Raw genomic sequence first — 26605 nt, 5'->3', positions numbered from 1 at the left:
TTTATTATCTTCCCATTCAAGAATTATAGGATATGCGAAAAACTAGATTACTAACCCTTTCCGCGCTTTTTTTGCTGATTTTTAATTTCGGCCAAGCGCAGGATAACCCTCAACTCGATGCCTTTCAATTTAGAAATGTAGGTCCAAACCGTGGTGGCCGTGTAACAGCCGTTATGGGTGTGGAATCACAACCCTCTACTTTCTACATGGGTGCTACTGGTGGAGGCGTTTGGAAAACTGATGATTATGGAAATTCATGGGAAAATATTTCGGACGGATATTTTTCAACCCCTTCAATTGGTGCCATTTCGGTATACCAAAAGAAGCCAGATATTATTTATGTAGGAACTGGTTCTGACGGATTAAGATCGAACGTTATTACCGGTAAAGGAATGTATAAATCTACAGATGCTGGTAAAACATGGGAGTTTATTGGACTGAAAGAAACTGGCCAAATTGGTGCGGTAGAAATTCATCCAAACAATCCTGATGTAGTTTTTGTAGCCGCTATTGGTAACGCGTTTGGTAGAAATACTGAGCGTGGTATTTTTAGAACCAAAGATGGTGGTAAGAACTGGGATAAAGTGCTTTATCACTCTGATAGTGTTGGTTTCTCTGATTTAGAATTTGCTCCGGATGATCCAAACACTATTTATGCTGGTGCGTGGCGTGCTGAAAGAAAACCTTGGGATATCATTTCTGGGTCTATGGAAGGTGGAGTATACAAGTCTACTGATGGTGGTGAAACTTGGAAGAAATTAACCAACGGATTGCCAAATGGACTTATCGGTAAGATAGATTTTGCTGTTTCACCTGCGAACCCAAATAGAGTGTATGCAAATATTGAAGCAGGAGATGACAAAGGCGGGCTTTACAGATCAGATGATCGTGGTGCATCTTGGGAGTTTGTAAGCGATAATTCAAATCTTACTAACCGACCATTCTACTACACTAACATTTATGCTAATCCAAAAGATGCCGATGTAGTATATAACAGTGCATTACGTTTTATTAAGTCATCTGATGGAGGTAAAACTTGGAAAAGCGTTTCAACACCTCACAGTGATAACCATGACATTTGGATTAACCCAAATGATACTTCAATTTGGGTACAAGGAAATGACGGTGGTGCAAACGTAACCATCAACAATGGTAAAACATGGTCCACACAATTGAACCAACCAACGGCTGAGCTATACCAAGTAGATATTGATGATCAAGAGCCTTATTGGTTATATGCAGGTCAGCAAGACAATGCTACTTTGGCTGTACCTAGTTTACCAACAGGTTCAAACGATTTCCCAATCTTTAACTTAGGCGGTTGCGAAACTGGTCCTGCAGTACCAAAGCCAGGTAATCCAGATATCGTATATTCAAACTGTAAAGGAAATTTTGGAGTGTACGATAAACGTACAGGACAAGAAATGCAGTACAGCGTAGGTGCCATGAATATTTATGGTCACGATGGTGATAAATTAAAGTTTAGGTTCCAGCGTGTAGCGCCAATTACCGTTTCTCCGCATAACCCCAATGTAGTTTATCATGGTTCTCAATACCTACATAAAACTTCAGATAACGGTAAAACTTGGGAAATCATTTCTCCAGATTTAACCGCTTTCGATCCAACTAAGCAAGTTTCTGCAGGTAGACCAATAACAAGAGACGTTACAGGTGAAGAGTATTTCAGTACGATTTATTCTATTCAGGAGTCAAGAATTCAACCTGGATTAATTTGGGTTGGAGCCAATGATGGCCCTGTGCATGTAACACGCGATGGCGGTAAAAACTGGACGAACGTAACACCTAACATGCCGAAGGATGGCCGTGTGGATTCAGTAGAACCTTCACCACATAACCCGGCAAAAGCATTTATTACTGTATTGAGATATCAATTAGATGACTACAGACCGTATATCTACAAAACAGAAGATTATGGTAAAACTTGGGAGCTAATTACCAAAGGTATTCCTAATGATCATCCAGTAAGAGTGGTAAGAGAAGATCCGGCCAAAGAGGGGCTTCTGTTTGCAGGTACTGAATTTGGTTTGTTTATGTCTATGAATGATGGAAAGGATTGGGTAACATTCCAAAACAACCTTCCTGTTACACCAATTACAGACCTTAAGATTTATAAGAATGACCTAGCAATGTCTACTATGGGTAGAGGTTTCTGGATTTTAGATAACATCACTAGTCTTTACAATATGGAAGCAGCTGTTAAAGCTGATGCCTTCCTATTCAAACCAAAAGATACTTATAGATTTAGATATCGTGGAGGAAGAGGTGTTCCTCAATACCCAAGCTCTGCAGTAGCGATTGACTATTACTTGAACGACACTGATGAAGAAGTTCAATTGGATATTATTAACGAAGAAGGTCGAATCGTGAAGTCATTTACCAGTGGTAGACCAGCTCCAGTTGAAAACCTTGAAGTTGATATGGCAACTGGTTTCTCTATGCCTCCTCCATCTTCTGGTTTGAGTAAAGACAAAGGATTGAATCGATTCACTTGGAACATGCGTAATGCAGGTGGCTGGGATGCCAACCCAAGAAGGTCTTACCAAGGTTTTGGTCCAATGGTGTCAACAGGTGAGTTTACTGTAAAATTAAAAGTAGGCGATAAGGTATTAACAGAGAAGTTTACTTTGAGTTTAGACCCGAGAGCTACTTTGGTAACCGATGCTGATGTGAAGGAACAAGAAAGAGTAGCGCTATTACTTCAGGATTTTTCAGAGGATGTTACTCGCTTGTTAATCAGTGTTACTGAAGCTAGAGAAGCTTTGGATAACTCATTGAACAAGGAGAAAATCAGTAAAAAAGAACAAGAGAAAAAGGATAAGCTTGAAGCACTTTACTATAGAATTGTAACTCCTCCAGGCACATACATGCAGGGAATGCTTCAAAGTCAGCTAGGCTACCTAAATGGTATGTTGAGCAGAGCAGACCAAGCGCCAGGACAAGATGTTTACGAACGTTTAGAAGAGCTTAAAGCAGAATACAACGCAATTAAAAAAGCTTTAGAAGAATTGAAATAAACATCAACCTTTTAAGTGAACCCTCCAAAAGCTTCGAATTTTTGGAGGGTTCTTTTTTTTTAACCTGATTTATATATTAGGTTTCGTAATGAAGAGATAAAGCGCAAAGAAAGAGTTGCTTATATTGAAGAGGCATAGCACCGCTATGGTGAATCAATATATTCATGTTAAGTGACTCTTCTGAAGTGATTTATCTATGGAATAGAAAGCCTAATCCATAATTCAGCTAGCTTCTACCAAAATAGCCTATGGAAAAGAAGAAATGGTATTCGAGTATCCCACATCCAGTTGTGATGCTCTTCGGTATTCTGATCCTCATTACTTTATTAAGCCACTTTATTCCAGCCGGAACATACGATAGAGTAGAAATAGATGGCCGCCAAATGGTAGAACCGGGCTCATATCATCAAATCGACCCAACACCTTTGTCTTTTCTAGACATGTTTAGGGCCATTCCAGGCGGTTTCTCTTCTGCCATTCTTATCATTTTTGTTGTGCTTTCCAGCGGTATTATGTTCGGGGTTTTGGAAAAGACTGGAATGATCGAAAACGCAGTCGGTACTTTCGTTAAGAAAATGGGCTTCGAAAGAAGAATACTGCTGGTTGTAATAATGACCTACCTTTTTGGGGCATTGGGTGTTTTTGTAGGTTATGAAAATAACATCGCCATGATTCCGATTGCGGCCATTGCCAGCTTGGCTTTAGGTGGAGATTTAATGTTGGCTGCAGGAATTGCCGTAGGAGGAGTTACGGTGGGTTTTGGTCTTTCGCCTGTCAATCCGTACACCGTTGGTACTGGTCATTCTTTGGCTGAAATGCCCATGTTTTCGGGTTGGCTCTTACGTTCCGTGCTTTGTTTTGTAGCGCTTAGCGCTTTGGCTTATGTCAATGTTCGTTACTTCAGAAAAACATTAAAGAATCCAGAAAAGAGCCTTTCCATTGGGCTAGACACGAAAGGTTTTCAACTTTCTAAACCACTGGATACTTATGGAATGACAGGCAAAGATTGGTTAATGTTAATCATTTTCGTTGGTGGTTTGGTGGTGATGCTTTATGGCGTATTCACCCATGGTTGGTACCTTACCGAAATCAGCGCCATGTTCATTATTATCTCCATCGTGGCGGCACTTGCTGCCCGAATGTCAGGGACAGAAATAGGAGAGACCGTTTTATCTTCCGTAGCCGTAGTCGCTCCGGGAGCTTTTATGGTGGGTTTAGCGACTTCCATTAAGGTAGCCATGGAAATGGGCAATATCTCCGATACCATCGCTTTCAATTTGGCTGAAACGCTTCGTGACTTACCCACTTATGCTTCTGCTGTCTCCATGTCTTTGGCGCAGTGCGGTATCAATTTCTTAATTCCTTCGGGCAGTGGACAAGCCTTTGCCACTTTACCCATTATGATTCCACTGGGGGATGTTTTAGGCTTAACCCGGCAAACCACTATTCTCGCTTTTCAAATAGGCGATGGAGTAACCAACCTTTTCAATCCAACTTTGGGTGGTTTAATTGCCATGCTCGCCATGTGCCGAATTTCCTTTGACCGCTGGCTCAGATTTATTATGCCTGTTGTGGGTGTGATTCTGGTGGTTTCATGGCTATTTTTGCTCTTCAGTGTGAGCATCGACTGGGGACCTTTTTAAGGTATAGGATAAGTGAGTATTAGGTATTGAGTATTGAGAAGCTCATATACCCATGACCAATGACAAGTGACTAACGACCAAATTATGACCGTAGAAGAAATACTAACCAAACTCGTTTCATTCCCGGTATTAGGGGGCGAAAGCAATCTTTCTATTTTAAGTTGGATTGAAGAGTACCTCGATAAACATGGGGTAGAACATCACCGTGTGCCAAATGAAGACGGAACCAAAGCGAACCTCCATTGCCGCATTGGCTCAGAAGTGGAAGGTGGAGTGATTCTCTCTGGGCATATGGATGTTGTGCCCGTAAAAGGTCAAGCTTGGGATACCGATCCATGGGTATTGACTGACAAGGAAGATGGTAAACTGTACAGTCGTGGTTCATGCGATATGAAGGGCTTTGTGGCTTGCTGTTTAGCTGCTTTACCTGCTATGCTTAAGGCCGACTTAAAGGCACCAATTTACTTTGCCTTTTCATACGATGAAGAAATTGGCTGCTTAGGCGCTCCCGATTTGGTGAAAGCCATCAACGTCCATTACAAAGTAAAACCTAAGTTCGCCATTATTGGAGAACCGACCATGATGCGACCAGTAACAGGGCAAAAAGGCATCTGTATTTTTGAAACTACCGTGAGCGGTTCTGAAGGCCATAGTAGCCGAATTAAGCAAGAAGTAAGCGCCATTCACGAAGCCATGCGTTTAATCCTTTGGCTCGAAAACAAAATGAATTCACTGATTGAAGCAGGAAGGACCGATGATCGTTTTACTCCTAATCACACTTCAATTCATATTGGAATGGTGAAGGGTGGAATTGCTCCCAATGTAATTGCCCAAGAATGTAAATTCAGTTGGGATGTGCGCACCATTCCATCGGAAACACCACAAGAAATCAAAGCGGAATTCGATCTCTATTGTAGGCAGCGAGAGGCTGAGTTAAGAAAAATTCACCCTGATTTTAAAATCTCGACCAGCAATGTGCATCCAGCTGTGCCGGGCTTAAATACTGCTAATGATCAAGAGGTTGTGGCTTTAGTGAAAGATTTGGTGAGAAACCCCAAACTGGATGCAGTGTCCTACGCTGCCGAGGCAGGCCAGTTTGCAGAAGGTGGTTTTCAGGCCGTAATCTGTGGCCCGGGTGATATCGCTCAGGCCCACCGTGCGAACGAGTTTATTCATAAAGACCAACTGATCCAGGGTATGGAGTTTATGGATAAATTGATAGAGAAGTTGAGTTAGAGATTTTCACTTTTAATCTTTTGAAATGGTTCATAAAGTTGTGAAATGGCTTTCCATTTTGTTTTTCACAGGAGTGGTAATTGCGTTGATTTTCTTGGCTAATTTTGAATTGTTTGAAAATGAATCGGTGTTACTAGAGGAACTAAATCATGAAGGTAAAACAATCAGAATTTACTATTCTCCATCAAATGCTACTATTGAAAGATCCATTGTAGTAATGTTGAAAGAAGTATCTGGAGAAAGCTCTTTGGCCGTTTTTGAGAGGTTTGATGTACTTAATAGTTATGAGTTTGGTTCTGGTGACACTCTTAAATTGACATTAGAAGATACATTTTTAAATAAGGGCAGTATTGTTGAAATGAAGGTATATATTCCAAAATGACTTATACCAACCAGTCCCATCGGAGCTAGCTTAAATTTATCATTCCATTTGGGCAAATATTTGAATTAAACGACCTTGCAGTAAATCGCAGGTACATGAGCGCCCTGCTTGAATTGAAATCCATTGCTTATGAAATTACACGTTATAGATACAGGCTTTTTTAAACTTGACGGTGGTGCCATGTTTGGTGTTGTGCCCAAATCGCTTTGGACAAGAACCAACGAAGCGGACGAAAATAATATGTGCACTTGGGCCATGCGTTGCCTTTTAATTGAAGATGGAAATCAACTGATTTTGATTGACAATGGTATTGGTAACAAACAAGACGCAAAGTTTTTCAGCCATTATTATTTACACGGAGATGCCAGTTTAGACAGCTCATTAAAGAAAGCTGGTTTTTCACCCAATGATGTGACTGACATGTTTCAAACCCATTTGCACTTCGATCACTGCGGTGGTGGAGTTGATTATGTGGGTGACAACAAGGATAAGCTTCAATTGCATTTTCCTAACGCAAAATATTGGAGCAATGCTGATCATTGGAAATGGGCTACTGAACCTAATGCACGTGAGAAGGCTTCATTTCTAAAAGAAAACATTCTGCCCATTCAAGAAAGCGGACATTTGAATCAGGTTCCTTTGGATGGAAAATCTCCCTTTTCTCAGTTCGATATTTTCTTTGCCGATGGCCATACCGACAAGCAGATGATTCCTAAAATCAAGTATAAAGACAAAACCATTGTTTTTATGGCTGATTTGCTGCCATCTACTGGCCATATTCCATTACCTTATGTTATGGGTTATGATACGCGTCCGTTGCTCACACTTTCAGAAAAGGAGAAATTCTTGAAAGAAGCGGCCGATAACGAATACATCCTTTTTCTTGAACACGATTCAGTGAACGAGTGTTGTACTGTCAAAAACACGGAAAAAGGAGTAAGATTAGATCGTACTTTTCCATTGTCAGAAGTATTATAAAATGAAAACAGGAATTGCTTTATCGGGCGGAGGTGCTCGAGGATTTGCCCACTTTGGTGTTTTACAAGCCTTAGATGAACTCGGTATAGAGATTAATGCAGTTTCAGGCACCAGTGCGGGCTCTATTGCTGGCGCTTTTTATGCCCATGGTTATAAGCCTACTGAGGCTTTGGAACTGATTTCTAAAACTAATCTTTTTAAGATTATCTGGCCTGCTTTTAGTCTTTCTGGCCTGATCAATATGAGTAAAAGTGAAGATGTTTTTAAGAAATTCTTTAAAGAAGACACCTTCGATAATGCTCAAATTCCTTTACAAATAATTGCTACCAACTTAAATGAAGGCAGAAAACATGTGTTTTCAACAGGCCCGTTGGTAAGAGCCATGATGGCATCTAGCTGTATTCCCTTTATTTTCGATCCCGTAAGAATTGGAGATGAAGCTTATGTAGATGGAGGAATTGTAAATAATTTGCCTGCTGAGGTTTTACGTTCCACTTGTGATATCGTGATTGGAGTAAGCGTAGCGCCAGTCATTCGCGAAAATGAGTTGGGAGGCCCAAAGCGTATGATTGAAAGAATTTCAATGGTAGGCATAAACGCCAATGTGTCGGCAAGTAAAGAGCATTGTGATATTCTGATTGAACCCACTTCATTAAGAAAATACTCTACTTTTGATATGAAGAAAGCGCACGAAATTTATAAGATTGGTTACGAATCGGCTTATCACTATTTTGATACTCATCAAGACGACCCTGTTGTAATTAAACTCTTAACCAAGGCCAAAACACAAACTTCAACTACTGCCTCATGATGAAATTACTCTCTAGGTTTTTGTTTTGGATTACGGGCTGGAAGCTTGAAGGGAAATTTCCTGAAGGAGTAAAGAAGGTGGTAATTACGGCAGCACCACATACAAGCAATTGGGATTTTGTATATGCTAGGGCTGCTTTCTATTTGTTGGAAGTACCATTGAATTACACTATTAAAAAGGAATTTATGGTGGGGCCGCTGGGCTGGATGCTCAAAAGTATGGGCGCCATACCAATAGACCGTTCTCCTAAAAAGCCAGGAGAAAAACGCCAGAGCACAGTAGACGCTATGGCTGGTTTGTTTCAAAGCCGAGATGAGTTGGCGGTTATGGTTACGCCAGAAGGAACCAGAAAATATGTTCCCGAATGGAGAACCGGTTTTTACTATACCGCAATTAAAGGTGGAGTACCAATCGTTTTGGGCTTTTTAGATTACAAGCATAAAATAGCCGGTATTGGACCAACCATTTACCCTTCGGGAAATGTGGAAGAGGATATTGAAAAAATGAAGACATTTTACCGTACCAAAACAGGTAAATACCCAGAGCTAGGTGTAAAATAGAATAGAAAGCAATGTTTACAGGAATTATAGAAACTACAGGCAATATTACTAAGGTTGAAAAAGAGGGCACCAACGCTCATTTTTCTGTAGAAAGTAGTCTGAGTGGTGAATTAAAAATAGACCAAAGTGTAGCACACAATGGTGTTTGCCTAACCGTAGTAGAGGTGAAGGACGGTATTCATGTGGTAACCGCCATTGATGAAACACTTCAAAAGACAAACTTGGCCAGCTGGAAAACAGGAACGGTTGTCAATTTAGAGCGCTGTATGGTGGCTAATGGCCGTTTTGATGGGCATGTAGTGCAGGGGCATGTGGATCAAATTGGTACAGTTACCCAAGTGCAGGAACAGGATGGAAGCTGGCTTTTCGATTTTGAGTATGACCCTAGTTTAGGGAATGTTACCGTAGAAAAAGGCTCTATCTGTGTGAATGGCACAAGTTTGACCTGTTTCAATTCAGAAGAAGGAAGCTTTAGAGTGGCCATTATTCCATATACCTACAAACATACTTGTTTCCACCAATTGAAGGCGGGTGACAAGGTAAACCTTGAGTTCGACATTATAGGAAAGTACGTCAAGCGCTTATTAGGATAGTAATGCGTTTACAGTTTGAAGTTATTCCGCACCTTTTAAAGTTTCGCTTCGAAGCTGGTACCAGCCGGGGTTCATTTACCGAAAAGGAAACTTGGTTCATCAAGGTTTGGGAAAAGGAAAATCCTGACTGCGTAGGTTGGGGCGAAGCCAGTCCGCTTAAAGGTTTGAGCATAGACTATAGCCCTAACTACGAAACCGAACTTCAAACTTTGCTGAATACCCTTTCGGAGTTAGATTTTCCCGAAGAAGCTGGAGAACTGCTTGAGTTCATTTCCGCCAATACACCAACTGAAAAACCTTCCATTCGCTTTGGCTTAGAAACTGCCTTGCTCGATCTGCATAATGGAGGCAAACGAATTATTTTTGATACTCCATTTGCGCAGGGAAAAACCCGAATTCCTATCAATGGTTTGATTTGGATGGGAGAGAAGTCCTTTATGCAAAAGCAAATTGATGAAAAGCTGAGGGACGGCTATAATACCATCAAATTAAAAATAGGAGCGATTGACTTTGCTACTGAATTGGCTTTATTAGAAGGTATTAGAGAACAGTATTCTGCCAATGACATAACATTAAGAGTAGATGCCAATGGTGCTTTCACCGAGGCTGATGCGATGCATAAGTTGGAGGAATTGGCTGCTTTGGAAATCCACTCGATTGAACAACCTGTAAAGCCTCATCAATATGAGCTCATGAAAAGGCTTTGTGATGAAAGTCCCTTGGATATTGCTTTAGATGAAGAGCTTATTGGTGTAAATGCCAAAGAAGATAAAAGAAGGCTTTTAGAACGCATTCAACCCCAGTATATCATTTTAAAACCCGCTTTATTGGGTGGTATTCTTTCTTGCCAAGAATGGATTGAAATAGCCGAAAGCCTAAATATTGGCTGGTGGATGACCTCTATGCTTGAAGCAAATATTGGTTTAAATGCCATTGCGCAATTTACTGCTCAGTACCAATCCATCTTACCGCAAGGTTTAGGTACAGGCCAACTCTATCATAATAACATAGGTTCTCCCTTAGAAATCAGAAAAGGCGAGCTGCTTTATAATAAGGTAAAGGGTTGGGATATCTTCCTAAAGTAATCTAAAAAGCGACTCTATTTCTTCTTAATTACAATTCCATTTAATAACTCGAGAATTTTGGTTTCATACTTTGCGTGCAAATTGGTGGCTGTCCATGTAGTAAACTGAACGGTTCCTCTTTCATCAGAGTAGTAATAAGAATCAAAAACTAAGTCTAATCCGTTCAAATCGAAACTCATTACTCCTCGTATTAAATCAGAACCATTCACGTTTCTTATTTCAGATTTAAGGATGTCGACCTCAGTGTTTAAGTTTTCTTCGATGTTGTTTTTGGCAATCTTATAAATATTATCAAGTCCAATTTCTATCTCTTCAGATAGAATAGCTACATAAATGTCATTGTCTTTTCCCATAAAAGCGAATTCTGCTTCATCATTAAGCTGGGCAGGTGGCACTCTTCTCCAAACATTTTCATCGTAAAACACTTCAAAAAAACCGTATTTGCTCGTTATGTTCTTTTTAGCATTTGGTGAAACAGAATAAGGGGTTGAAAGGGTATCATATTTAAACGATGTTTTGAGATAATCTAGAATGCCTATTTCTTGAGGTCTGTCGTCCCTGTCAAAGCTCCAAGTTCCATCGTCATAAATGTATATGGTATCGCCCTTTTGAGTTACTGCCCAAGTTTGAGCGGTTGCGGAAAGCGAAATGATTAATAGGAGTAGGGAAAGCGAGAGTTTCATATTCGTTTTATAGTTTAAATACTCAAGTAATGAGCACATCAATGATTGCGTTTTGAATATCAGTGCTAGAAAATTATAATCAAAGCATATTGATTATAATTATTTAAAAATAAGACCTCTGTTTGGTAGTTTTTATTTTTGACTTTTCCCACTAGAATAAAAAGAGAAAGTATAGACAAAACCGCCAATCAAGGTATGACCAAAGCTGAAACAGTCAGAACAATATAATGGCAAGTCATCAAGTTTATTCTAGCTTTAAACACAAGCGCCATATTATTTGTTAACCCGATACAATTGATAAATACTTGTGATGAAAAAACTTTATGCTGTACTCAACCTGCTGGTAATACTTGCAGTAATTTTTTGGAACTATTGGAGTAATACCAGAGGCGTAAATGGTAAAACCGTAGGCGAACTAAGTAGTGAGTATTTCAATCTTTTTACACCAGCAGGCTATGCGTTTTCTATTTGGGGTATTATTTTCATTGGTTTGATTGTATTAGGGGTAAACCAAGTCAAATTGGCCTTTTCAAATGCGAAACACAGTGAAAGTATTCTTCAAATAGGGCCTTGGTTAATTATTGCGAATGTTGGTAACGCTGCTTGGTTGTGGTTTTGGTTGAATGAACAAACGGGGATCAGCGTAATCGTAATGCTTGTAATTCTGTTTTCACTAATTCAGATGATTCTTAGGTTGAACATGGAACGATGGGACGCACCTTTAAAAGTAATAGCAACGGTTTGGTGGCCAATTTGCGCTTATAGTGGCTGGATAGCCGTAGCAACCATCGCCAATATTGCGGCCTATTTGGGTAAGATAGAATGGGAAGTGTTTTTTTCTGCCGAGCAATGGGCAGTGATAATGATAAGTATTGCTGGGCTTCTAAATCTTTTTATGATTTACACCAGAAATATGCGTGAGTTTGCTTTGGTGGGCGTATGGGCTATTACCGCCATTGCCGTCCGGCATTGGAATGAAATACCATTATTGCAATGGACATCCGTTTTCTGGGTGGTTATCCTGTTAATTGTAGTAAGTGTTCATGGCTATAAAAACCGTAAAACCAATCCATTTAAAAAGCAGCCTCAAGTTTCGTCTAACTGACCACCCAAAGGATAAATTTCGACAAAGTGTCAATGAATAATGGTGACCTGCGGATTTAAGGTAGTAACGAGGATGAGTGGGTTTGAACCGAAGGATTCCTGCGGTCACCTGAAAAAGGAATCCCTGCGCGAAATCTTTAGGAATGACGCGTTGAATAAACGGTAATTTGGGCTTTGTACTAGTCTTGATCGGCTCTGAAAGCCTCAATACCGCCAACGAGGTTTCTTACATTGGTGAAGCCTCTAGAAATAAGGTATTTCTGAGCTCGGCCTGCCCTTGCACCTGACTTACAGTGGATGATAAGTTCAGATTCTTTTAGGTCTTCAATTTCAGCAACTCTGTGAGGAATATCACCAAGGGGAATTAATTTGGCGCCTAGGTTATCTTCGTCATATTCCCACTCTTCTCTAACATCAATAAAGTTTTTAACTTCTCCGTTGAGCATTATTTCTTTGAGTTCTTTTACCGTAATGTCAGCCATGGTCAGTGGTTTAGAATCAACCTTTTTGTGATGATTTTACCTTCTTTTTTAACGTGGAGCAAATATATGCCTTTTTGATTTTTTCCGAAAAGAACTTTTAGGCCAGTTTCCGTTTCTTCTACGGAAAACTGTGCTTCCTTTCCCCAGCTATCGAAAAGCCGGATATGCTCAACTTGGCCTTTAATGTTAAACTCACCTTCACTAGGGTTTGGGTATACCTCCAAGCGAACTTCTGGAGCTACTTTACCGGGTACAAAAGTTGAAGCAACGGATGTGTCAAACCTAGGACGCATAAGGAAGCTGCCTTTTACATTTTCGTTTTTTCTCCATGTGCCATCAACATTGTAAAACATTTTGTCTCCTGAATCTTGATTTTTATCAAGCCCCACAGCTAGAAACTCATTTGTAGCTTGCTGAAAACCAATGAAAAAAGTGTCTTGAACAAAAACGGGCGTGTCCAATTCATAGGTGGTCATTGCGCCAATGGAAGTAGGGCGTAAAACACTGTAGGAATCTTGAAACAGTATTTCTTCAGATCTGCCTTCTTCTTCAATATTCGTCCAAACAAACAGCTCAATAGGCTCACCAGCTTGCTGGATAAATGGAAAATTGATATCGATATGAGTAAGCAAAGCCCTTTCTTCGGCATAAAACTCATAGGCAAGTTTGCCCCCATTTTGGTTAATTCCAGCAGCGAAATCTGCATCGTCATCATCGTATGCAAAGAAATCATCAATCTTAGTTACCACCCTAACTGTGTCGTTTACACGGTAATCAAGGTTGGTACTGAATGTGGTATCGTTCGTATTCGAAATATTTTCCACATAGAAATTATCTCCTGATTTAATATAATAGGTGGTTTCCAGCCAAAGTGAGTCTGCATCAGTGTCAATGTTGGCCATAGAGAGTATTGGCGAAGTGAAAGTTCTTCGAGCATAAGGTCCTGGTGGAGGGTTGGCTACACTTTCATTGTTCAATACCTCCAATTGGTTTCCTGTGCCAAGGTCTTTTACAGTTGTAGTGAATTGAATGGGTTGAAAGAAGTCGTTGAGATTGTAGAACTCCGTATTGGTTTCGGATAAGTATTTTGTTGGGTTAGCAAAGAATTGCTCGGTAGGCATAGCAGAATATGGGGCAATCAAAAACGATGGTTTTCTTGTGAGTGCACGGTCTACATGAGCCACGTCACCTTCATATCTGCTATCGTTTAGATAAATATAATCTACCAACCAAGTATCGTATGCCCCTGCTAAACGAGTAAATGATTTGAAACGAAATTGGAAGCCATCATAGAAAAACTCGGAATCAACTTTTAAAACTACTTGGTTAAATTCTTCTGATTGATTGTCAATGCCTCCAATCTGCCGCCATGCACTTTGCCAGCTGCCATTGGGCTTTCTGAATTGAAGCACCAGTGAGTCTTGCCTATCAGGTAATTCTCCGTTTCCTGTGGCCTGCCAAAAGAAACTGATGTAAACCGAATCGGCTTGATTTACGGGTAAAGTACTTAAGTCAATGGGCTGAGAGACCAGACTGTCTGTCGCGCCATTTAGCAAACTGGTCGCGTTGTATGGTCTTCCTGTGGCATCAACACCATCAAATACAGCAACATTTAAAGTAGGTGCAGATTTACCAATTGAGCTACTAATACGCACGTTCTCTCCCGATTTCCATAAGGCAGGGTTAGGAGAAGTATTCGCTTGTGAAAAATCATCCCAAAAAGGCAGGGTTAAACTGGCTTGGGTTTGGTTAAGTCCTGCCGCTGCTGAAACAAGGTTATTGCTGCTTTTTGGTTTAGCTTTAATAGGTAGGGGTAGCTCGGTAATCTGAGCCATGGTTTGCATGGCAAAAAAAACGAACGATATGACCAGTAGTTTCTTCACTAACTATTATTGCATTTTAACATCTCCCTCTGGTGAATCTTCTGGCTCTTCACCATTAGTTTCCTTGCTGTTGACCCATATTTCTACCAAACTTCCCGATCTGATCATACTTCCGGCTGGAGGCAATTGCTTATATACGGTGTTTTCAGCTACGCTGTCTACCTGAATAAAGTTGATTACATCGAGTTTAAGTTTTGATGCATTAATCTGAAACTTTACGTCTTCTAAAGTTTTTCCAATAAAGTTGGGAGCAAGAAAACGCTGCATGCCTTCGCCATCGCCAATTACTAAATCAATAGAAGAGCCTTTGAAAATAGAGGTTCCTGCTTCTATAGGTTTTCCATCTAGTGTTTGTGCCAATACTGCGTTATTTGCAAGGTTCGGTTCGTAGGTTAATGAACCGAGTTTTAAACCATTGGTATTTAAAATGTCTTCAGCGTTTTGAACATCAGTATTAATAAGGTTTGGCATTTTTACTTTTGGTGGAACCTTAGCGTTCAGTGCGATATATATTTTGCGGTTCATTTTTACTTTCGAACCAGGCTTTGGGTTTTGGCTAAGTATAGAAAGCGGAGCGGCCGATTCTGAATAACCTGAGTCTTCTACAATTTCATACCTCAAGTCTCTTTTGATTACAAACTCGTCTAAATCTTCATAGGTCAAGCCAATCAGTTCAGGCACAGTAATAGTTTCGTTGTGATTGGTAGAAGAAGGAAGGTAGATATAGAAAAAGAACAGCACGAAAACGATTCCGATACCGGCCATGATCAATACATTCTTCAAAAATCTGCTAAACGTAAAAGATTTGTCACTCATAAGGTTTGATATTGGTTGAAGTAGGTTAAAAATGCAATGGTTCCTAGGTTACTTCGTCCGCAAAGATAATCAATTAAGAAAACGGTCAAATGTTTAATAATAGCATGAACACAACAAGTTATTTTTTATTGAGCTTTACCATTGGCCAAAAAATCAAAAAAGGCATAATGCTTTTACACTATGCCCATTTATTAGGTGTTGGTTGAGAAAACTATACCGTTGCTGCATTTATAGCAACTACGCCCTTTATTTCTGGGATATCTCTTTTTATTGCCTCTTCAATTCCAGCTTTCATCGTCATATGCGACATTGGGCAACTTTCGCAAGCCCCAAGTAATTCAAGCTTTACAATCATGTCGTCTGTGATCTCAAGCACTTTCACATCACCACCATCAGCCAAAAGAAATGGCCTGATCTTCTCTAAAGCTGCTTCAACTCTTTGTTTCATAGGTATAAATGTACGTTAAACTTTTAATTCTACCCGTTTTGTTTCAGCTAATTGCGCATTTCTTATCGCAACCTGTTGGGCAACTTGTTGTGAAAGTGATTTAAAGGCATTGGCAGTAACGGAATCCTGCATTACCGCTGGGTAACCAATATCTCCAGCTTCGCGAATACTTTGTACCAATGGAATTTGACCTAGGTAAGGTACTTTATGTTTTTCTGCTAAGTTCCTTCCTCCATCTTTTCCGAAAATATAATACTTATTGTCGGGTAATTCTTCTGGAGTGAAATAAGCCATGTTCTCAACAATACCTAATATAGGCACATTGATTTGTGGTTGCATAAACATGGTTAATCCTTTTTGCGCATCGGCTAAAGCTACTTTTTGCGGTGTAGTTACCAAAACAACTCCTGTAACCGGTACGGTTTGCACTAAAGTCAAGTGAATGTCGCCAGTACCAGGAGGAAGATCGATTAATAAATAATCAAGCTCGCCCCAATCTGTATCGCCAATAAACTGTTTTAATGCGCTACTGGCCATTGGGCCTCTCCAAACCACAGCGTTTTCGGCAGGGGTTAAGAAACCAATTGAGATTAATTTCACTCCATATTGCTCAATTGGAATGATCAAATTTCTTTCACCTTCTTTTCTAATGCTAGGCTGCTCATGTTCGCAATTAAACATAGTTGGGATGGACGGGCCATAGATGTCGGCATCGATCAAGCCCACTTTGGCACCACTTCTGGACAAGGCAACGGCAAGGTTGGCAGTAACGGTAGATTTACCTACTCCGCCTTTTCCCGAAGCAATTGCAATAATATTCTTTACCTGAGGTAGAAGAGGGGCATTATCTCTTGTGCTGGTTACATGAGAACTCATATTTACGCTCACTTCGATATCAGCGCCCACATGCTCTTCAATGGCTTTTAAGCAATCGTTTTTGATTACTTCTTTCAATGGGCAAGCAGGTGTGGTTAACATCACTGTGAAGGAGAGTTTATTTCCTTCAATTTCAATCTCTTGAATCATGTTTAGCGTAACCAGATCCTTTTTAATATCTGGGTCATCAACATGACGAAGTGCTTTGATTACATTTTCTTTAGTAAGTGCTGCCATAGTTCTTTAATTCCGCTGCAAATTAACGGCTTTTTGTCTAGTCTGAATAACAGCTTTAAATGAAATTCGTTCCGTGCTTTTTCAAGCCTTAGCAATGCCCTATATTTGAGGCCAGAAGGGATGGCAATCAGCGACAGTACAATACAGGAAATCAAGAACCGCATCGATATAGTCGAAGTGATCAGTGATTTTGTGTCGCTGAAAAAAGTGGGATCGAATTATAGGGCACTCAGCCCTTTCACGAACGAAAAAAGTCCTTCCTTTTACGTTTCTCCTTCCAAAGATATTTTCAAATGTTTTAGCTCCGGAAAAGGGGGCGATGCCATTGCTTTTGTAATGGAAGTAGAAGGCATTAATTACATTGAAGCGCTGAAGTACCTTGCTAATAAATATGGTATTGAGGTTCAAGAAGAGGAACAGACTGATGAGCAAATAACTGCTCAGAATGAACGAGATAGTCTTTTTATTGCTCTAAAATTTGCCGGAGAGTTTTTTCAAGATGTCCTGTGGAATCATAGCGAAGGGAAAAGTATTGGGCTCAGTTATTTTAAAGAACGAGGTTTTTCTGAAGCCACAATAAAGAAATTCGATTTAGGTTATAGCCTCGATGCTTGGGATGGGCTGATGAAGCCTGCACTGGAAAAAGGCTATTCTGAAGAAATCTTAGAAAAGGCGGGCTTGATCCTTAAATCTGAGAACAAAACCTATGATAGGTTTAGAGGTAGGGTAATGTTCCCAATCCACAATGTGGGTGGAAAAGTAATTGCCTTTGGTGCCCGAACACTTCGTAAAGATAAAAAGCAGCCTAAGTACATCAATTCGCCCGAAACGGGGGTGTATCATAAGAGTGACATCGTTTATGGTATCCACCAAGCCAGACAAGCCATTCGGAACGAAGACCTTTGTTATTTGGTAGAAGGTTACACCGATGTGATTTCTATGCATCAATCAGGTGTTCAAAACGTGGTTTCTTCTTCGGGAACGTCCTTAACCAAGGAGCAAATACGTTTGATTGGTCGATACACAAAGAACATTACGGTACTTTACGATGGAGATGCGGCAGGAATTAAAGCTTCCTTTAGAGGTATTGACTTAATTCTTGAGCATGATCTAGATGTACACGCAGTAGTTTTCCCTGAGGGGGAAGACCCTGATAGTTTTTCGCGTAGTATGAGCTCAGAGGCCTTTCAGCAATTTCTGAAAGATAATGCTCAAGATTTCATCACTTTTAAAACGAACATCCTTACCGAAGGCGGTAAAAATATTGATCCGGTTAAAAAGGTAGCCGTTATTCGCGATGTAGTAGAAAGTATTTCGCTAATTCCCGATGGGATTAAGCGCTCTGTTTATATAAAGTCTTGTGCCAATTTGCTCGAAATTGATGAGCAGGTTTTGATTTCGGAATTGAATAAAATTCTGATTAAAAACCGAAAAAAGGACAAGCAGCATGATGAACGAGTGTCAGCGGTAGATGAGCAGTTGGCTAACTCGCTACAAGCAAAACAAGAAGAACAACCCGGTTATACTCCATTTTATGTAGAACGGGAATGCCTGAGAATGATCATTAATTATGCTAACGAACCATTTGATGAACATCAGAAAATAGGGGAGTTTATTTTGAATGAAACCGTTGATTTGAAATTTGATGATTTGTTGATTAATGAAACTATTTCTAAAGCTTCTGAATTTATTAGGGCAGGTAAAAAGGTAGAACCCGATATGTTTATTGGGCCAGACCATCCAAAAATGAGTCAGTTGGTGATTGACCTTTTGGATATGAAGTATTTCATAAGCGATGGCTGGGAAGAACTTCATAGAATTAGTACCAGCCATGAAAAGGAAGATTTATCAAAAGCAACCTATAAAGTCATTCTGCGATTGAAACGAAAGAAAATCGAAGAGATGATTCACCATAATGAAGAACTTTTGAAGAAGTCGTCTAGTATAGACGAGCAAGACGAACTCCTTCTAATGATAAAGCATTTAAAGACACTTTTCGATCAGGTGACCACCGAATTGGGAATTGTGGTGTCAAAGTAAAAGAATTTATATACGCTTATAATAAAGAGCATGACAGAAGCAAATACAATGGAAACCACAACAGATAAAATTCAATTAAATACAATTGAAGAAGCCATTGAAGCTATAAAAAATGGCGAAGTAGTTATTGTGGTTGATGATGAAGACCGTGAGAATGAAGGTGATTTTATTTGCGCTGCAGAGAAAATAACACCTGAGGTTATCAATTTTATGGCTACTCATGGTCGTGGATTAATTTGTGCAGCAGTGATTGAAGACCGTTGCGATGAGCTTGGTCTTGAAATGATGGTCGGCTCAAATACTGCGGCCTACGAAACCCCATTTACAGTTTCTATTGATTTAATTGGCCACGGTTGTACCACAGGCATTTCTGCCAGCGACCGTTCCAAAACGATTCAAGCATTGGTAAACCCAAATACAAAACCAGAAGAACTTGGAAAACCAGGACATATCTTCCCTTTACGAGCAAAGAGAGGTGGTGTATTGAGAAGAACAGGTCATACTGAAGCTGCTATTGACTTGGCACGTTTAGCGGGCTTCCAAGCTTGTGGTGTTTTGGTAGAAATACTGAATGAAGATGGTACAATGGCCCGTCTTCCTAACCTAAAAAAAGTAGCCGAAAAGTTTAATTTGAAACTGATTTCTATAGAGGATTTAATCTCGTACCGTTTAGAAAAGGAAAGTCTTATTGAACGTGTTGATTCTGTGGATTTACCAACAGATTACGGTGATTTCCACCTTCAGGCCTTCAAACAAACCAATACTGAAGAAGTGCATTTGGCCGTTGTAAAAGGCGAATGGAAAGAAGATGAACCAGTTTTGGTTCGTGTGCATTCTTCTAGCACTTTAGGTGATGTATTCGGCTTTAATCGAGATACTGGCAATCCAATAAAGCATGCACTCTGTATGTTAGAAGATGAAGGCAAAGGGGTAGTACTTTATATGAACCAAGGTGCTAGAGGCGCTCGTTTATTAGATGAGCTTAAAGCCATCAAGGCTGCAGGTCAAAAAGAAGGTAAGTTCGGAGTGAAAATGGATCAGAAAGATTTTGGAATTGGCGCCCAAATTTTGCGCGATCTTGGTGTGTCTAAAATCCGTTTGATTACGAATCATCCTACAAAACGTGTTGGACTTATTGGTTATGGCCTTGAAATCGTTGAGCACGTTACGTTAAAGAAAAAATAAACATTAGGGTTTACAAAGCGTTCAACCCAAAACAAATGTTCTGTGCGATATGAAATTGTACATTTATTTTCTTGTGATATTTAGTTTTATGGCATTTGGGGTTAATGCACAAACTTTTCCGTCCGAATTATGGCATGATGGGGAAATTAGATTGACCGATGGAAGTGTTAAAACGGGTAATATTAAATATGATTTGGATAGGCAAACAGTTCAATTACAGATTGGTGAGCGGACTCAGGCCTATGATGCCAGCCAAGTAATTTCATTCTCTTTTTTGCAAGAGTCTATTAAAGCGCGAAGAACCTTTTACGCTCTTCCTTATGCCATTCAAAATAATTATAAGCGTCCAGTGTTTTTTGAGGTAGTGGTTGCCGGTAAAATGACGCTTTTGGCTAGAGAGTATGTTGTAATTAGAAATTCACCCACTACTTCAAGCTTCAATAATAGAAATAGGTATTCGAACTACCCGAACTTTAGAGAGAGCAGAAGTTACTTGGCTCATAAAATGTTTTTTGCAAAAGAAGATGGAGTAATTAGGGAATCCTCGGGGAAAACAAATGATGTGCTTAATCAATTTGGTAATGCTCGCTCTGAACTGAAGAAGTACGTTAAAAAAGAGAGATTAAAGCTTGATCGCTTACAGGATGTTGCGAAATTGGTGCAATATTTTAACCAAGAAGTAAACTAAATGTCCAAGCCCCTTATTCTTGTTTCAAACGATGACGGTATCACCTCTAAAGGTATTCGTGTGCTCATCGAAGCCATGTGTCAAGTTGGTGAAGTAATTGTTGTAGCACCCGATAGTCCGCAATCCGGAATGGGGCATGCCATTACGATTGGCAATACTTTAAGGTTGATAGAAACCGATATCTTTAATGATTTAGGTGTGATTGCCTATAAGTGTTCGGGTACACCTGCCGACTGTGTTAAATTGGCCAAACACTACGTGTTGAAAGATAGAGTGCCGGATCTGGTAGTAAGTGGTGTGAATCACGGAAGTAATTTAGCCATAAGTGTACTTTATTCAGGCACCATGTCTGCTGCAATTGAAGCAGCTATTGAAGGTTTTCCATCTATTGGTTATTCCTTAGCCGATTTCTCTTTAAAGGCTGATTTTTCTCACGCCATTGATCACATTGTTCATATTGCCAAAGAAGTTTTGGATAAGGGACTTGCTAAGAATGTAGCCCTAAATGTTAATATTCCACCCAAGCAAAACCAGAAAATTAGAGGGATTAAAGTCTGTCGACAGGCCAAAGCACATTGGCAGGAAGAATTTGATCAGCGAAAAGACCCTTATGGAAGACCTTACTTTTGGTTAGCAGGTAATTTTGTGAATAATGATAAAGGTGAAGATACTGACGTATGGGCGGTAGACCATAATTATGTTTCTGTAGTGCCTTGTCAGTACGATATGACAGCCTATCACAGCATTGCCCAAATCAATGATGATTGGGATTTCATGACCAATGTTTAAAGCCATTCATTAATTGAAATTAATTTAAGTGAGGCTGTTGTTTTGCTGTAGCTTTTAATGATTTGGAAGAGAAAATAAGCGCTTGAATAACAAGGCCAATGATAATTAGAATGGCCATTTCCAATTGAGAAATAGAGATATTTCCTAAAATGATTTTTTCCGATTCTTCACGAATATTTTGAGCCTCACTAGTTTGAATAGCGGAAAGGGCTGATAGGCTATCGAAGGCCCGAGAAGCAACTTCGTTATTATCACTTACAAAACGACTTAGTTGGTCTTCAGTACTTTGACCTTGAGTCAGTCCACTTTCAATGTTATTTATGCGCTGAACAATTTCTTTTAATTTTTCAAATTCAATTTCTTCTTCTGGAGTAAGGTAAGTGGTTGAGTATTTTTGAATCAATAGTTCTCTTTCACTTTTAGAATTTAAAAACGCTGTTTTTAGGTGATCGAACCCTTTTTGATTATCAGAAGCCAGAATCAAAGCTTGACGTTGGTGAAGGTTTTCATAAAGCTTGAAAATATAACTTTCTACTAACATTCGGTCTTCATACATCGATGCAAAAGATGCATCGAGTTGCTTAAAATGACTTCTTTCGACTAAATTGTTTGCTAAAGTTACAATGAGCACTGCCGCAAGGAGTACTGCCGCAGTTATTTTGTTTTTTATGCTGTACGTCCATTTCATAATTCCGAGCTTTTAATAGAAAACGTCTTATGATACAAAATATGTTTTAAAACTATTGTCAAAATAGGTGTCATCGGTTCAAGTCACTAATTCTCTAAAAACATAACTTCAAATTAATTTCTTCATTTGACCGTCAATATACTTCGCTATTGGTTATGTCAATACCCTTCAATATCTTGTAATATCTCAAAATTTTGAACCTATGAAAACTTTATTTCTTTCTATCGCTGCTGTTTTGTTTAGTTTGTTTCCATCAACTGGAAATTCTATTTCGCCAGAGGCCTTAACTGGGGCTTGGGAAACTACTTTCAAAAATGATGATGGAGGGGAAGTACATGCAGTTGCTATAATGAGTGGTGGCTATGTGAGTTCTGCTGCTTATTATACCGATGATAATTCGTTTTTATATACCATGGGTGGCTCATGGAAGGTTGAGGGGAATAAAATAGTTCAGACTTATGAATTCAATACCCAAAACTCTGAGATGGTAGGCAAATCAGAGTCTAATGAATATAAGATTGAGGGAAATAAACTGACTTTTAAAGGAGATAGTAGAGTTTGGACAAGGATTGATAATGGTACAGGTGGTGATTTAGCTAATGCATTTCTTATTACTGGTAGACAACAGAATGGAGAAATTGTAGAGCGTCCGATTAGGGCTAGAAAAACCATGAAAATATTGTCTGGAACTAGATTTCAATGGATTGCCTACAATGTAGATACTGGAGAGTTTTCTGGAACGGGCGGAGGAACTTACACCACCATCAATGGAAAGTATACTGAAAATATTGAGTTCTTCTCAAGAGATGTAAACCGAGTAGGGGCTTCTTTAGAGTTTGATTATAAAGTAGTTGATAAGGCTTGGCACCATAGTGGTTTGAGCAGTACTGGAAATCCTATTTACGAAGTTTGGACACCAAGAGAAATTATTGAGAAGAACTAAACGCTTTCTTTAAGCCTATTGATTGCTCGATTTAAATTTCGTTCCGTGACCCCTAAATAATTGGCCAAATCCTTCTTTGGAATTAGGTTATAAATATTTTCGTGTTCCGATTTGAGTCGCATTAGGTTGGTCTCTGTATTGTGCGATTGGTTAAATGAGTGGCGAATAGCCTTATATTTCACTTTTGAGGCTAGTGATTTTAACATCAACCAGTTGAATTCTTTATGCTTCTTGAGCAGTTCTACAAACCCTTTATGTGTGATTTTGTATAGCGAAACCTGACTTACAGTCTCTATTGCACAGAAACTATAGGTTTCGCTAAATATTTCTACCTCACCAAATATTTCACCTGGTCCAAAAAACTCTTGAATAAAGTCCTTTCCAGTGTCCTCTGTTAGATAACATTTTGTAAGTCCTTCTTTGACCATATAAACATTATTCACTTTGCTATTCTGATCTAAAATAACACGACCAGATTTAAAATTGTGCGCTGTAATTAGACCCTGATAATCAGGGTTTTCTCTTAGATTTTCAATAAGATCAAGGAATTCGTAATTGATTCTTATCATGATGACATATTGGGACAATTGTCCTTTCTTAATAAATAATGGCCGAGTTTATTTGCACAGTAAATCTAAAATAAGAATACCAAATACGAATGGAAAGATTAAGAAAGCAGATTGAGTTTATTCATGAAATAGATAAGCTGAAATACATTCAGAGAAAAACAAAGTTGTTCAGGAGCAATCGCCATGAAAATGATGCAGAACACAGTTGGCATTTGGCCATGATGGTGATGGTATTGACCGAACACTCGAATGCGCCAATTGATATTCTGAAAGTACTTAAAATGGTACTATTACATGACATCGTGGAGATTGACGCTGGTGATACCTTCTTATACGATACTTCCAAAAGTCATGATAACTGGAATGAGGAGTTTGCTGCAGCCGAAAGAATTTTTGGTTTGTTACCAAATGATCAAGAGGAGGAGTGTATTGCGGTTTGGAAAGAGTTTGAAGCAGGTGAGAGTAACGAGGCTAAGTTTGCTAAGGCAATCGACAGACTACAACCCGTTTTGCAGAACCTTTCGAATGGTGGGGGTACTTGGACTGAATTTAGTGTTAAGTTTGAAACGGTGATCAAGAAGATCAATGGTATTCAGAAAGGCTCAAACACACTCTGGGACTATACTGAAGAGATGATTGATCAGGGACTTAGGAACGGGGATTTTAAACTGTAATCTTAGTGCTTATGGTCTTTTTTCGGAACAGGATCATAACCATGGCCGCCCCAAGGGTGGCATTTGCTAAATCGCTTAAGGCCTAACCAAAGCCCTTTAAATGCGCCCCATTCTTTAATGGCGTCCACAGTATATGCCGAACATGTGGGACTAAACCTACAATTAGCACCTAACATTGGTGAGATGGCATATTGGTACACCCGAATTGGAAAAATGAAAATGGCAGCTAAAATCCGTTTCATGTTGCAAGATAGTGGATTGAAAGGTTCCACTTAGGGTACTTTACAGCCTATTTTCGTTTATGTGCTTCTTCAAAAATTTCTTTTCTAAGTATTCTTACCTCACCAACCATTAGCAATCGCATGTCTTCTACAATATAATCTGCCAATGCTTCATCAGAAATGGAGTCACCTTCAATGTCAAGTCTAAAGTCTTCTCCTTTTAAACTGCCACCATTTGAGAAATAAATCTCAAAATCAAACTTTACTCTCTTTTCCATGAGTTAATTTTAGAACAATTTTTATTTGACTTCAAATTCCTTTACCATGGAAGTAACTGGAATGGCGGTCACTTTTCCATCGTTTAATAAGAACATTACCTTGGCCGTGTTACCAATTAAAATACCCGTTTTAATTTCATTGTCTGCAAATCGAATCTCAATAGGTGATTGTTCCTTAATTTGATTGCTCACATAACTGCCATATGAATCTGCTGAAAGGAATAAATAAGTTATAAAGAGAAAGCCAAAAGCAAAATAGCGATATCTGTTAAACCAAGGTTTTTTATCCCAACCAAAATTAGATCTCGAATAGGAGACCGGGAATTTCCTTTTCCAAACGACATCCATTTGTAGTAGAATGGACGAAATTCCAATAGAAGCCAAGGAGAAGAGCAAAATCTTGAAATCGGCAAAGGGTGCGATTAGAAAATCAAACACATCGGAATAATCAAATATATTGATACCAAACTCAGAATAGAGTTGGTAATTGAAAAGCATTCCGATGCCTACGGTTAAAAGATAACAAATGGTAATTACAGTTTGAATTTCCTTAATTATGGCTTCGTAGGCATCTTTGATTAAGCCCTCTTTCATTTATTTACGTTTTCCGAAAATTGCGTAAAACTCACTAATAAACCTATTCTAAGCAAATAAAGAGAAGAAAGGTATTCGGTCATTCAGAAGTAAAGTAGACATTACTTCTGAATGACATATACCAAATAAGCAATATAGCTTACCATAAGGATTGCAGCTTCCCACCGGTCGAGTTTTTTCTTTTTACCCGTAAACATAGCCATGAAAACGAATATGGTTCCACCAGCTAGAATGTATAAATCTAGGTCGAAAACGGTATCGTAGGCTATTGGTCGAATTACAGCCGAGGTGGCCAAAATGAAAAATAGGTTAAAGATGTTTGAGCCAATAATGTTACCTACGGCTATATCGCTGTTCTTTTTAAATGCCGCCACTACAGAAGTGGCCAATTCAGGCAATGATGTACCTGCTGCTACAATGGTCAAGCCGATCAATTTTTCACTCATTCCAAATGTGGTAGCCATATCTACCGCGGTAGTTACCAACAGTCTACCTCCGGTTACCAACCCCGCTAGCCCAAATATGATATAACTGTGGGTCTTAAGGTTTGAATAAGCGACTACTTTATTTTCAATAGCAACTGGGTCGGATTTCAGTTGGTTGTATACATAGTAGAGAAAGAAACCAAATAGTATTAATAGTATTAAGCCATCTATGCGGGTAAGTATATTTTGGTCGGTGCCAAAAATATGATTGGTAAGTATGTAAACGAGTACAATACCTAAAAATGATATTGGAATTTCCTTCCAAATAGTGCTTGACTGTACTACCATAGGGGCGATCAGGCCAGTAATACCTAAAATAATAAAGAGGTTGAAGTTGTTACTGCCAATGACATTGCCAAAAACAATATCTTGATGGCTCTGAAATGAGGCAAAAACACTGACTACCAATTCAGGAGCAGAGGTACCAAAAGCCACAATGGTAAGCCCAATGGCTAGGTCGGAAACCTTGAATTTCTTGGCTAGGGCAGAGGCGCCATCTACTAAACCGTGAGCTCCGGTAATCAATAATGCCAGGCCTGAAATGAGCAACAAAACTTGAATAATCATCAATTAAAGTCAGTAAGGAATTCTGCAAACGT

General features: G+C 39.3%; 28 protein-coding genes. 16 read left to right on the top strand and 12 right to left on the bottom strand.

Features of this window, described 5'->3' with window-relative positions; translation table 11 throughout:
- Nucleotides 1–32 precede the first annotated feature (32 nt).
- The 9 genes from MB14_RS13750 (at nucleotide 33) to MB14_RS13710 (ending at nucleotide 10323) form a co-directional block, all read left to right on the top strand.
- On the top strand, nucleotides 33–3035 hold the full coding sequence (locus MB14_RS13750; protein WP_062592504.1) for a WD40/YVTN/BNR-like repeat-containing protein: 3003 nt from the start codon (nucleotides 33–35) through the stop codon (nucleotides 3033–3035).
- A 248-nt stretch (nucleotides 3036–3283) separates the two neighbouring features.
- Entirely contained in the window at nucleotides 3284–4678 is a 1395-nt protein-coding gene (locus tag MB14_RS13745; protein ID WP_062592503.1) for a YfcC family protein, read from the top strand.
- Between the two features lie 84 nt (nucleotides 4679–4762).
- Nucleotides 4763–5914, top strand: coding sequence for an acetylornithine deacetylase (gene argE, locus MB14_RS13740; RefSeq protein ID WP_062592774.1), 1152 nt, complete (start codon nucleotides 4763–4765; stop codon nucleotides 5912–5914).
- Between the two features lie 25 nt (nucleotides 5915–5939).
- Entirely contained in the window at nucleotides 5940–6296 is a 357-nt protein-coding gene (locus tag MB14_RS13735) for a hypothetical protein (protein ID WP_062592501.1), read from the top strand.
- Between the two features lie 129 nt (nucleotides 6297–6425).
- Nucleotides 6426–7274 carry an MBL fold metallo-hydrolase gene (locus MB14_RS13730; protein ID WP_053224872.1) on the top strand — a complete coding sequence of 283 codons (849 nt, stop codon included), beginning with the start codon at nucleotides 6426–6428 and terminating at the stop codon, nucleotides 7272–7274.
- A gap of 1 nt (nucleotide 7275) precedes the next feature.
- Nucleotides 7276–8085 (top strand): patatin-like phospholipase family protein, encoded by an 810-nt coding sequence (locus MB14_RS13725; RefSeq protein WP_062592499.1) that lies wholly within the window; start codon nucleotides 7276–7278, stop codon nucleotides 8083–8085.
- A complete protein-coding gene (locus tag MB14_RS13720) occupies nucleotides 8082–8645 on the top strand; it encodes a 1-acyl-sn-glycerol-3-phosphate acyltransferase (RefSeq protein WP_062592497.1) in 564 nt (187 codons plus the stop codon). The genes MB14_RS13725 and MB14_RS13720 overlap by 4 nt, the downstream gene beginning before the upstream one ends.
- An 11-nt stretch (nucleotides 8646–8656) precedes the next feature.
- Nucleotides 8657–9238: a riboflavin synthase gene (locus MB14_RS13715; protein WP_062592496.1), complete on the top strand. Its 582-nt coding sequence runs from the start codon at nucleotides 8657–8659 to the stop codon at nucleotides 9236–9238.
- Between the two features lie 2 nt (nucleotides 9239–9240).
- Nucleotides 9241–10323, top strand: coding sequence for an o-succinylbenzoate synthase (locus MB14_RS13710; RefSeq protein ID WP_062592494.1), 1083 nt, complete (start codon nucleotides 9241–9243; stop codon nucleotides 10321–10323).
- A 14-nt stretch (nucleotides 10324–10337) separates the two neighbouring features.
- On the opposite strand, the gene MB14_RS13705 is transcribed toward MB14_RS13710, so the two are convergent.
- Nucleotides 10338–11045 carry a hypothetical protein gene (locus MB14_RS13705; RefSeq protein ID WP_132643978.1) on the bottom strand — a complete coding sequence of 236 codons (708 nt, stop codon included), beginning with the start codon at nucleotides 11043–11045 and terminating at the stop codon, nucleotides 10338–10340.
- A 271-nt stretch (nucleotides 11046–11316) separates the two neighbouring features.
- On the opposite strand from MB14_RS13705, the gene MB14_RS13700 reads away from it, so the two are divergent.
- Complete coding sequence (locus MB14_RS13700) at nucleotides 11317–12111, top strand: TspO-related membrane protein (protein WP_062592490.1); 795 nt, start codon at nucleotides 11317–11319, stop codon at nucleotides 12109–12111.
- A 178-nt stretch (nucleotides 12112–12289) separates the two neighbouring features.
- On the opposite strand, the gene MB14_RS13695 is transcribed toward MB14_RS13700, so the two are convergent.
- From MB14_RS13695 to MB14_RS13675, 5 genes are all read right to left on the bottom strand, one after another.
- Complete coding sequence (locus tag MB14_RS13695) at nucleotides 12290–12592, bottom strand: rhodanese-like domain-containing protein (RefSeq protein ID WP_062592488.1); 303 nt, start codon at nucleotides 12590–12592, stop codon at nucleotides 12290–12292.
- A gap of 2 nt (nucleotides 12593–12594) precedes the next feature.
- The gene (locus MB14_RS13690) at nucleotides 12595–14427 is read right to left on the bottom strand and encodes a T9SS type A sorting domain-containing protein (RefSeq protein ID WP_172796114.1); all 1833 of its coding nucleotides are present in this window, start codon (nucleotides 14425–14427) and stop codon (nucleotides 12595–12597) included.
- A gap of 54 nt (nucleotides 14428–14481) precedes the next feature.
- The gene (locus MB14_RS13685; protein WP_062592484.1) at nucleotides 14482–15291 is read right to left on the bottom strand and encodes a PASTA domain-containing protein; all 810 of its coding nucleotides are present in this window, start codon (nucleotides 15289–15291) and stop codon (nucleotides 14482–14484) included.
- A gap of 211 nt (nucleotides 15292–15502) precedes the next feature.
- Complete coding sequence (locus MB14_RS13680) at nucleotides 15503–15739, bottom strand: NifU family protein (RefSeq protein ID WP_062592482.1); 237 nt, start codon at nucleotides 15737–15739, stop codon at nucleotides 15503–15505.
- 15 nt (nucleotides 15740–15754) lie between these two features.
- Nucleotides 15755–16852 carry an Mrp/NBP35 family ATP-binding protein gene (locus MB14_RS13675; RefSeq protein WP_062592480.1) on the bottom strand — a complete coding sequence of 366 codons (1098 nt, stop codon included), beginning with the start codon at nucleotides 16850–16852 and terminating at the stop codon, nucleotides 15755–15757.
- 105 nt (nucleotides 16853–16957) lie between these two features.
- Here MB14_RS13675 and dnaG point away from each other — a divergent pair, with 105 nt between their 5' ends.
- From dnaG to surE, 4 genes are read left to right on the top strand one after another with little or no spacing between them, the layout of a single operon-like run.
- Nucleotides 16958–18892, top strand: coding sequence for a DNA primase (gene dnaG, locus MB14_RS13670; protein WP_260310762.1), 1935 nt, complete (start codon nucleotides 16958–16960; stop codon nucleotides 18890–18892).
- Between the two features lie 30 nt (nucleotides 18893–18922).
- Nucleotides 18923–20077 (top strand): 3,4-dihydroxy-2-butanone-4-phosphate synthase, encoded by a 1155-nt coding sequence (gene ribB / locus MB14_RS13665; protein ID WP_062592476.1) that lies wholly within the window; start codon nucleotides 18923–18925, stop codon nucleotides 20075–20077.
- 49 nt (nucleotides 20078–20126) lie between these two features.
- The gene (locus tag MB14_RS13660; RefSeq protein ID WP_062592475.1) at nucleotides 20127–20765 is read left to right on the top strand and encodes a hypothetical protein; all 639 of its coding nucleotides are present in this window, start codon (nucleotides 20127–20129) and stop codon (nucleotides 20763–20765) included.
- On the top strand, nucleotides 20766–21554 hold the full coding sequence (gene surE, locus MB14_RS13655) for a 5'/3'-nucleotidase SurE (RefSeq protein WP_062592473.1): 789 nt from the start codon (nucleotides 20766–20768) through the stop codon (nucleotides 21552–21554).
- A 19-nt stretch (nucleotides 21555–21573) separates the two neighbouring features.
- Here surE and MB14_RS13650 read toward each other — a convergent pair whose 3' ends face one another.
- The gene (locus tag MB14_RS13650) at nucleotides 21574–22242 is read right to left on the bottom strand and encodes an MCP four helix bundle domain-containing protein (RefSeq protein WP_062592471.1); all 669 of its coding nucleotides are present in this window, start codon (nucleotides 22240–22242) and stop codon (nucleotides 21574–21576) included.
- 202 nt (nucleotides 22243–22444) lie between these two features.
- Between MB14_RS13650 and MB14_RS13645 the strand changes: the two genes are divergently transcribed.
- Nucleotides 22445–23185, top strand: a complete 741-nt coding sequence (locus MB14_RS13645; RefSeq protein WP_062592469.1) for a hypothetical protein — start codon at nucleotides 22445–22447, stop codon at nucleotides 23183–23185.
- On the opposite strand, the gene MB14_RS13640 is transcribed toward MB14_RS13645, so the two are convergent.
- Complete coding sequence (locus MB14_RS13640) at nucleotides 23182–23754, bottom strand: Crp/Fnr family transcriptional regulator (RefSeq protein WP_062592467.1); 573 nt, start codon at nucleotides 23752–23754, stop codon at nucleotides 23182–23184. The genes MB14_RS13645 and MB14_RS13640 overlap by 4 nt on opposite strands.
- 89 nt (nucleotides 23755–23843) lie before the next feature.
- Between MB14_RS13640 and MB14_RS13635 the strand changes: the two genes are divergently transcribed.
- Nucleotides 23844–24428 (top strand): HD domain-containing protein, encoded by a 585-nt coding sequence (locus tag MB14_RS13635; RefSeq protein WP_062592464.1) that lies wholly within the window; start codon nucleotides 23844–23846, stop codon nucleotides 24426–24428.
- Between the two features lie 2 nt (nucleotides 24429–24430).
- Here the strand turns inward: MB14_RS13635 and yidD are convergent, their stop codons facing one another.
- From yidD to MB14_RS13620, 4 genes are all read right to left on the bottom strand, one after another.
- The gene (gene yidD, locus MB14_RS18830) at nucleotides 24431–24670 is read right to left on the bottom strand and encodes a membrane protein insertion efficiency factor YidD (RefSeq protein ID WP_053224124.1); all 240 of its coding nucleotides are present in this window, start codon (nucleotides 24668–24670) and stop codon (nucleotides 24431–24433) included.
- Between the two features lie 47 nt (nucleotides 24671–24717).
- Nucleotides 24718–24927, bottom strand: coding sequence for a hypothetical protein (locus MB14_RS13630; RefSeq protein ID WP_053224123.1), 210 nt, complete (start codon nucleotides 24925–24927; stop codon nucleotides 24718–24720).
- Between the two features lie 21 nt (nucleotides 24928–24948).
- Entirely contained in the window at nucleotides 24949–25521 is a 573-nt protein-coding gene (locus MB14_RS19080) for a hypothetical protein (protein ID WP_185097021.1), read from the bottom strand.
- A 101-nt stretch (nucleotides 25522–25622) separates the two neighbouring features.
- On the bottom strand, nucleotides 25623–26573 hold the full coding sequence (locus tag MB14_RS13620; protein WP_062592462.1) for a calcium/sodium antiporter: 951 nt from the start codon (nucleotides 26571–26573) through the stop codon (nucleotides 25623–25625).
- Nucleotides 26574–26605: the final 32 nt, after the last annotated feature.

The organism is Roseivirga ehrenbergii, from assembly GCF_001593005.1.
Taxonomy (GTDB): domain Bacteria; phylum Bacteroidota; class Bacteroidia; order Cytophagales; family Cyclobacteriaceae; genus Roseivirga; species Roseivirga ehrenbergii.
The sequence above is the reverse complement of the archived record's forward strand: the minus strand, read 5'-3'. Positions and strand labels throughout refer to the sequence as shown.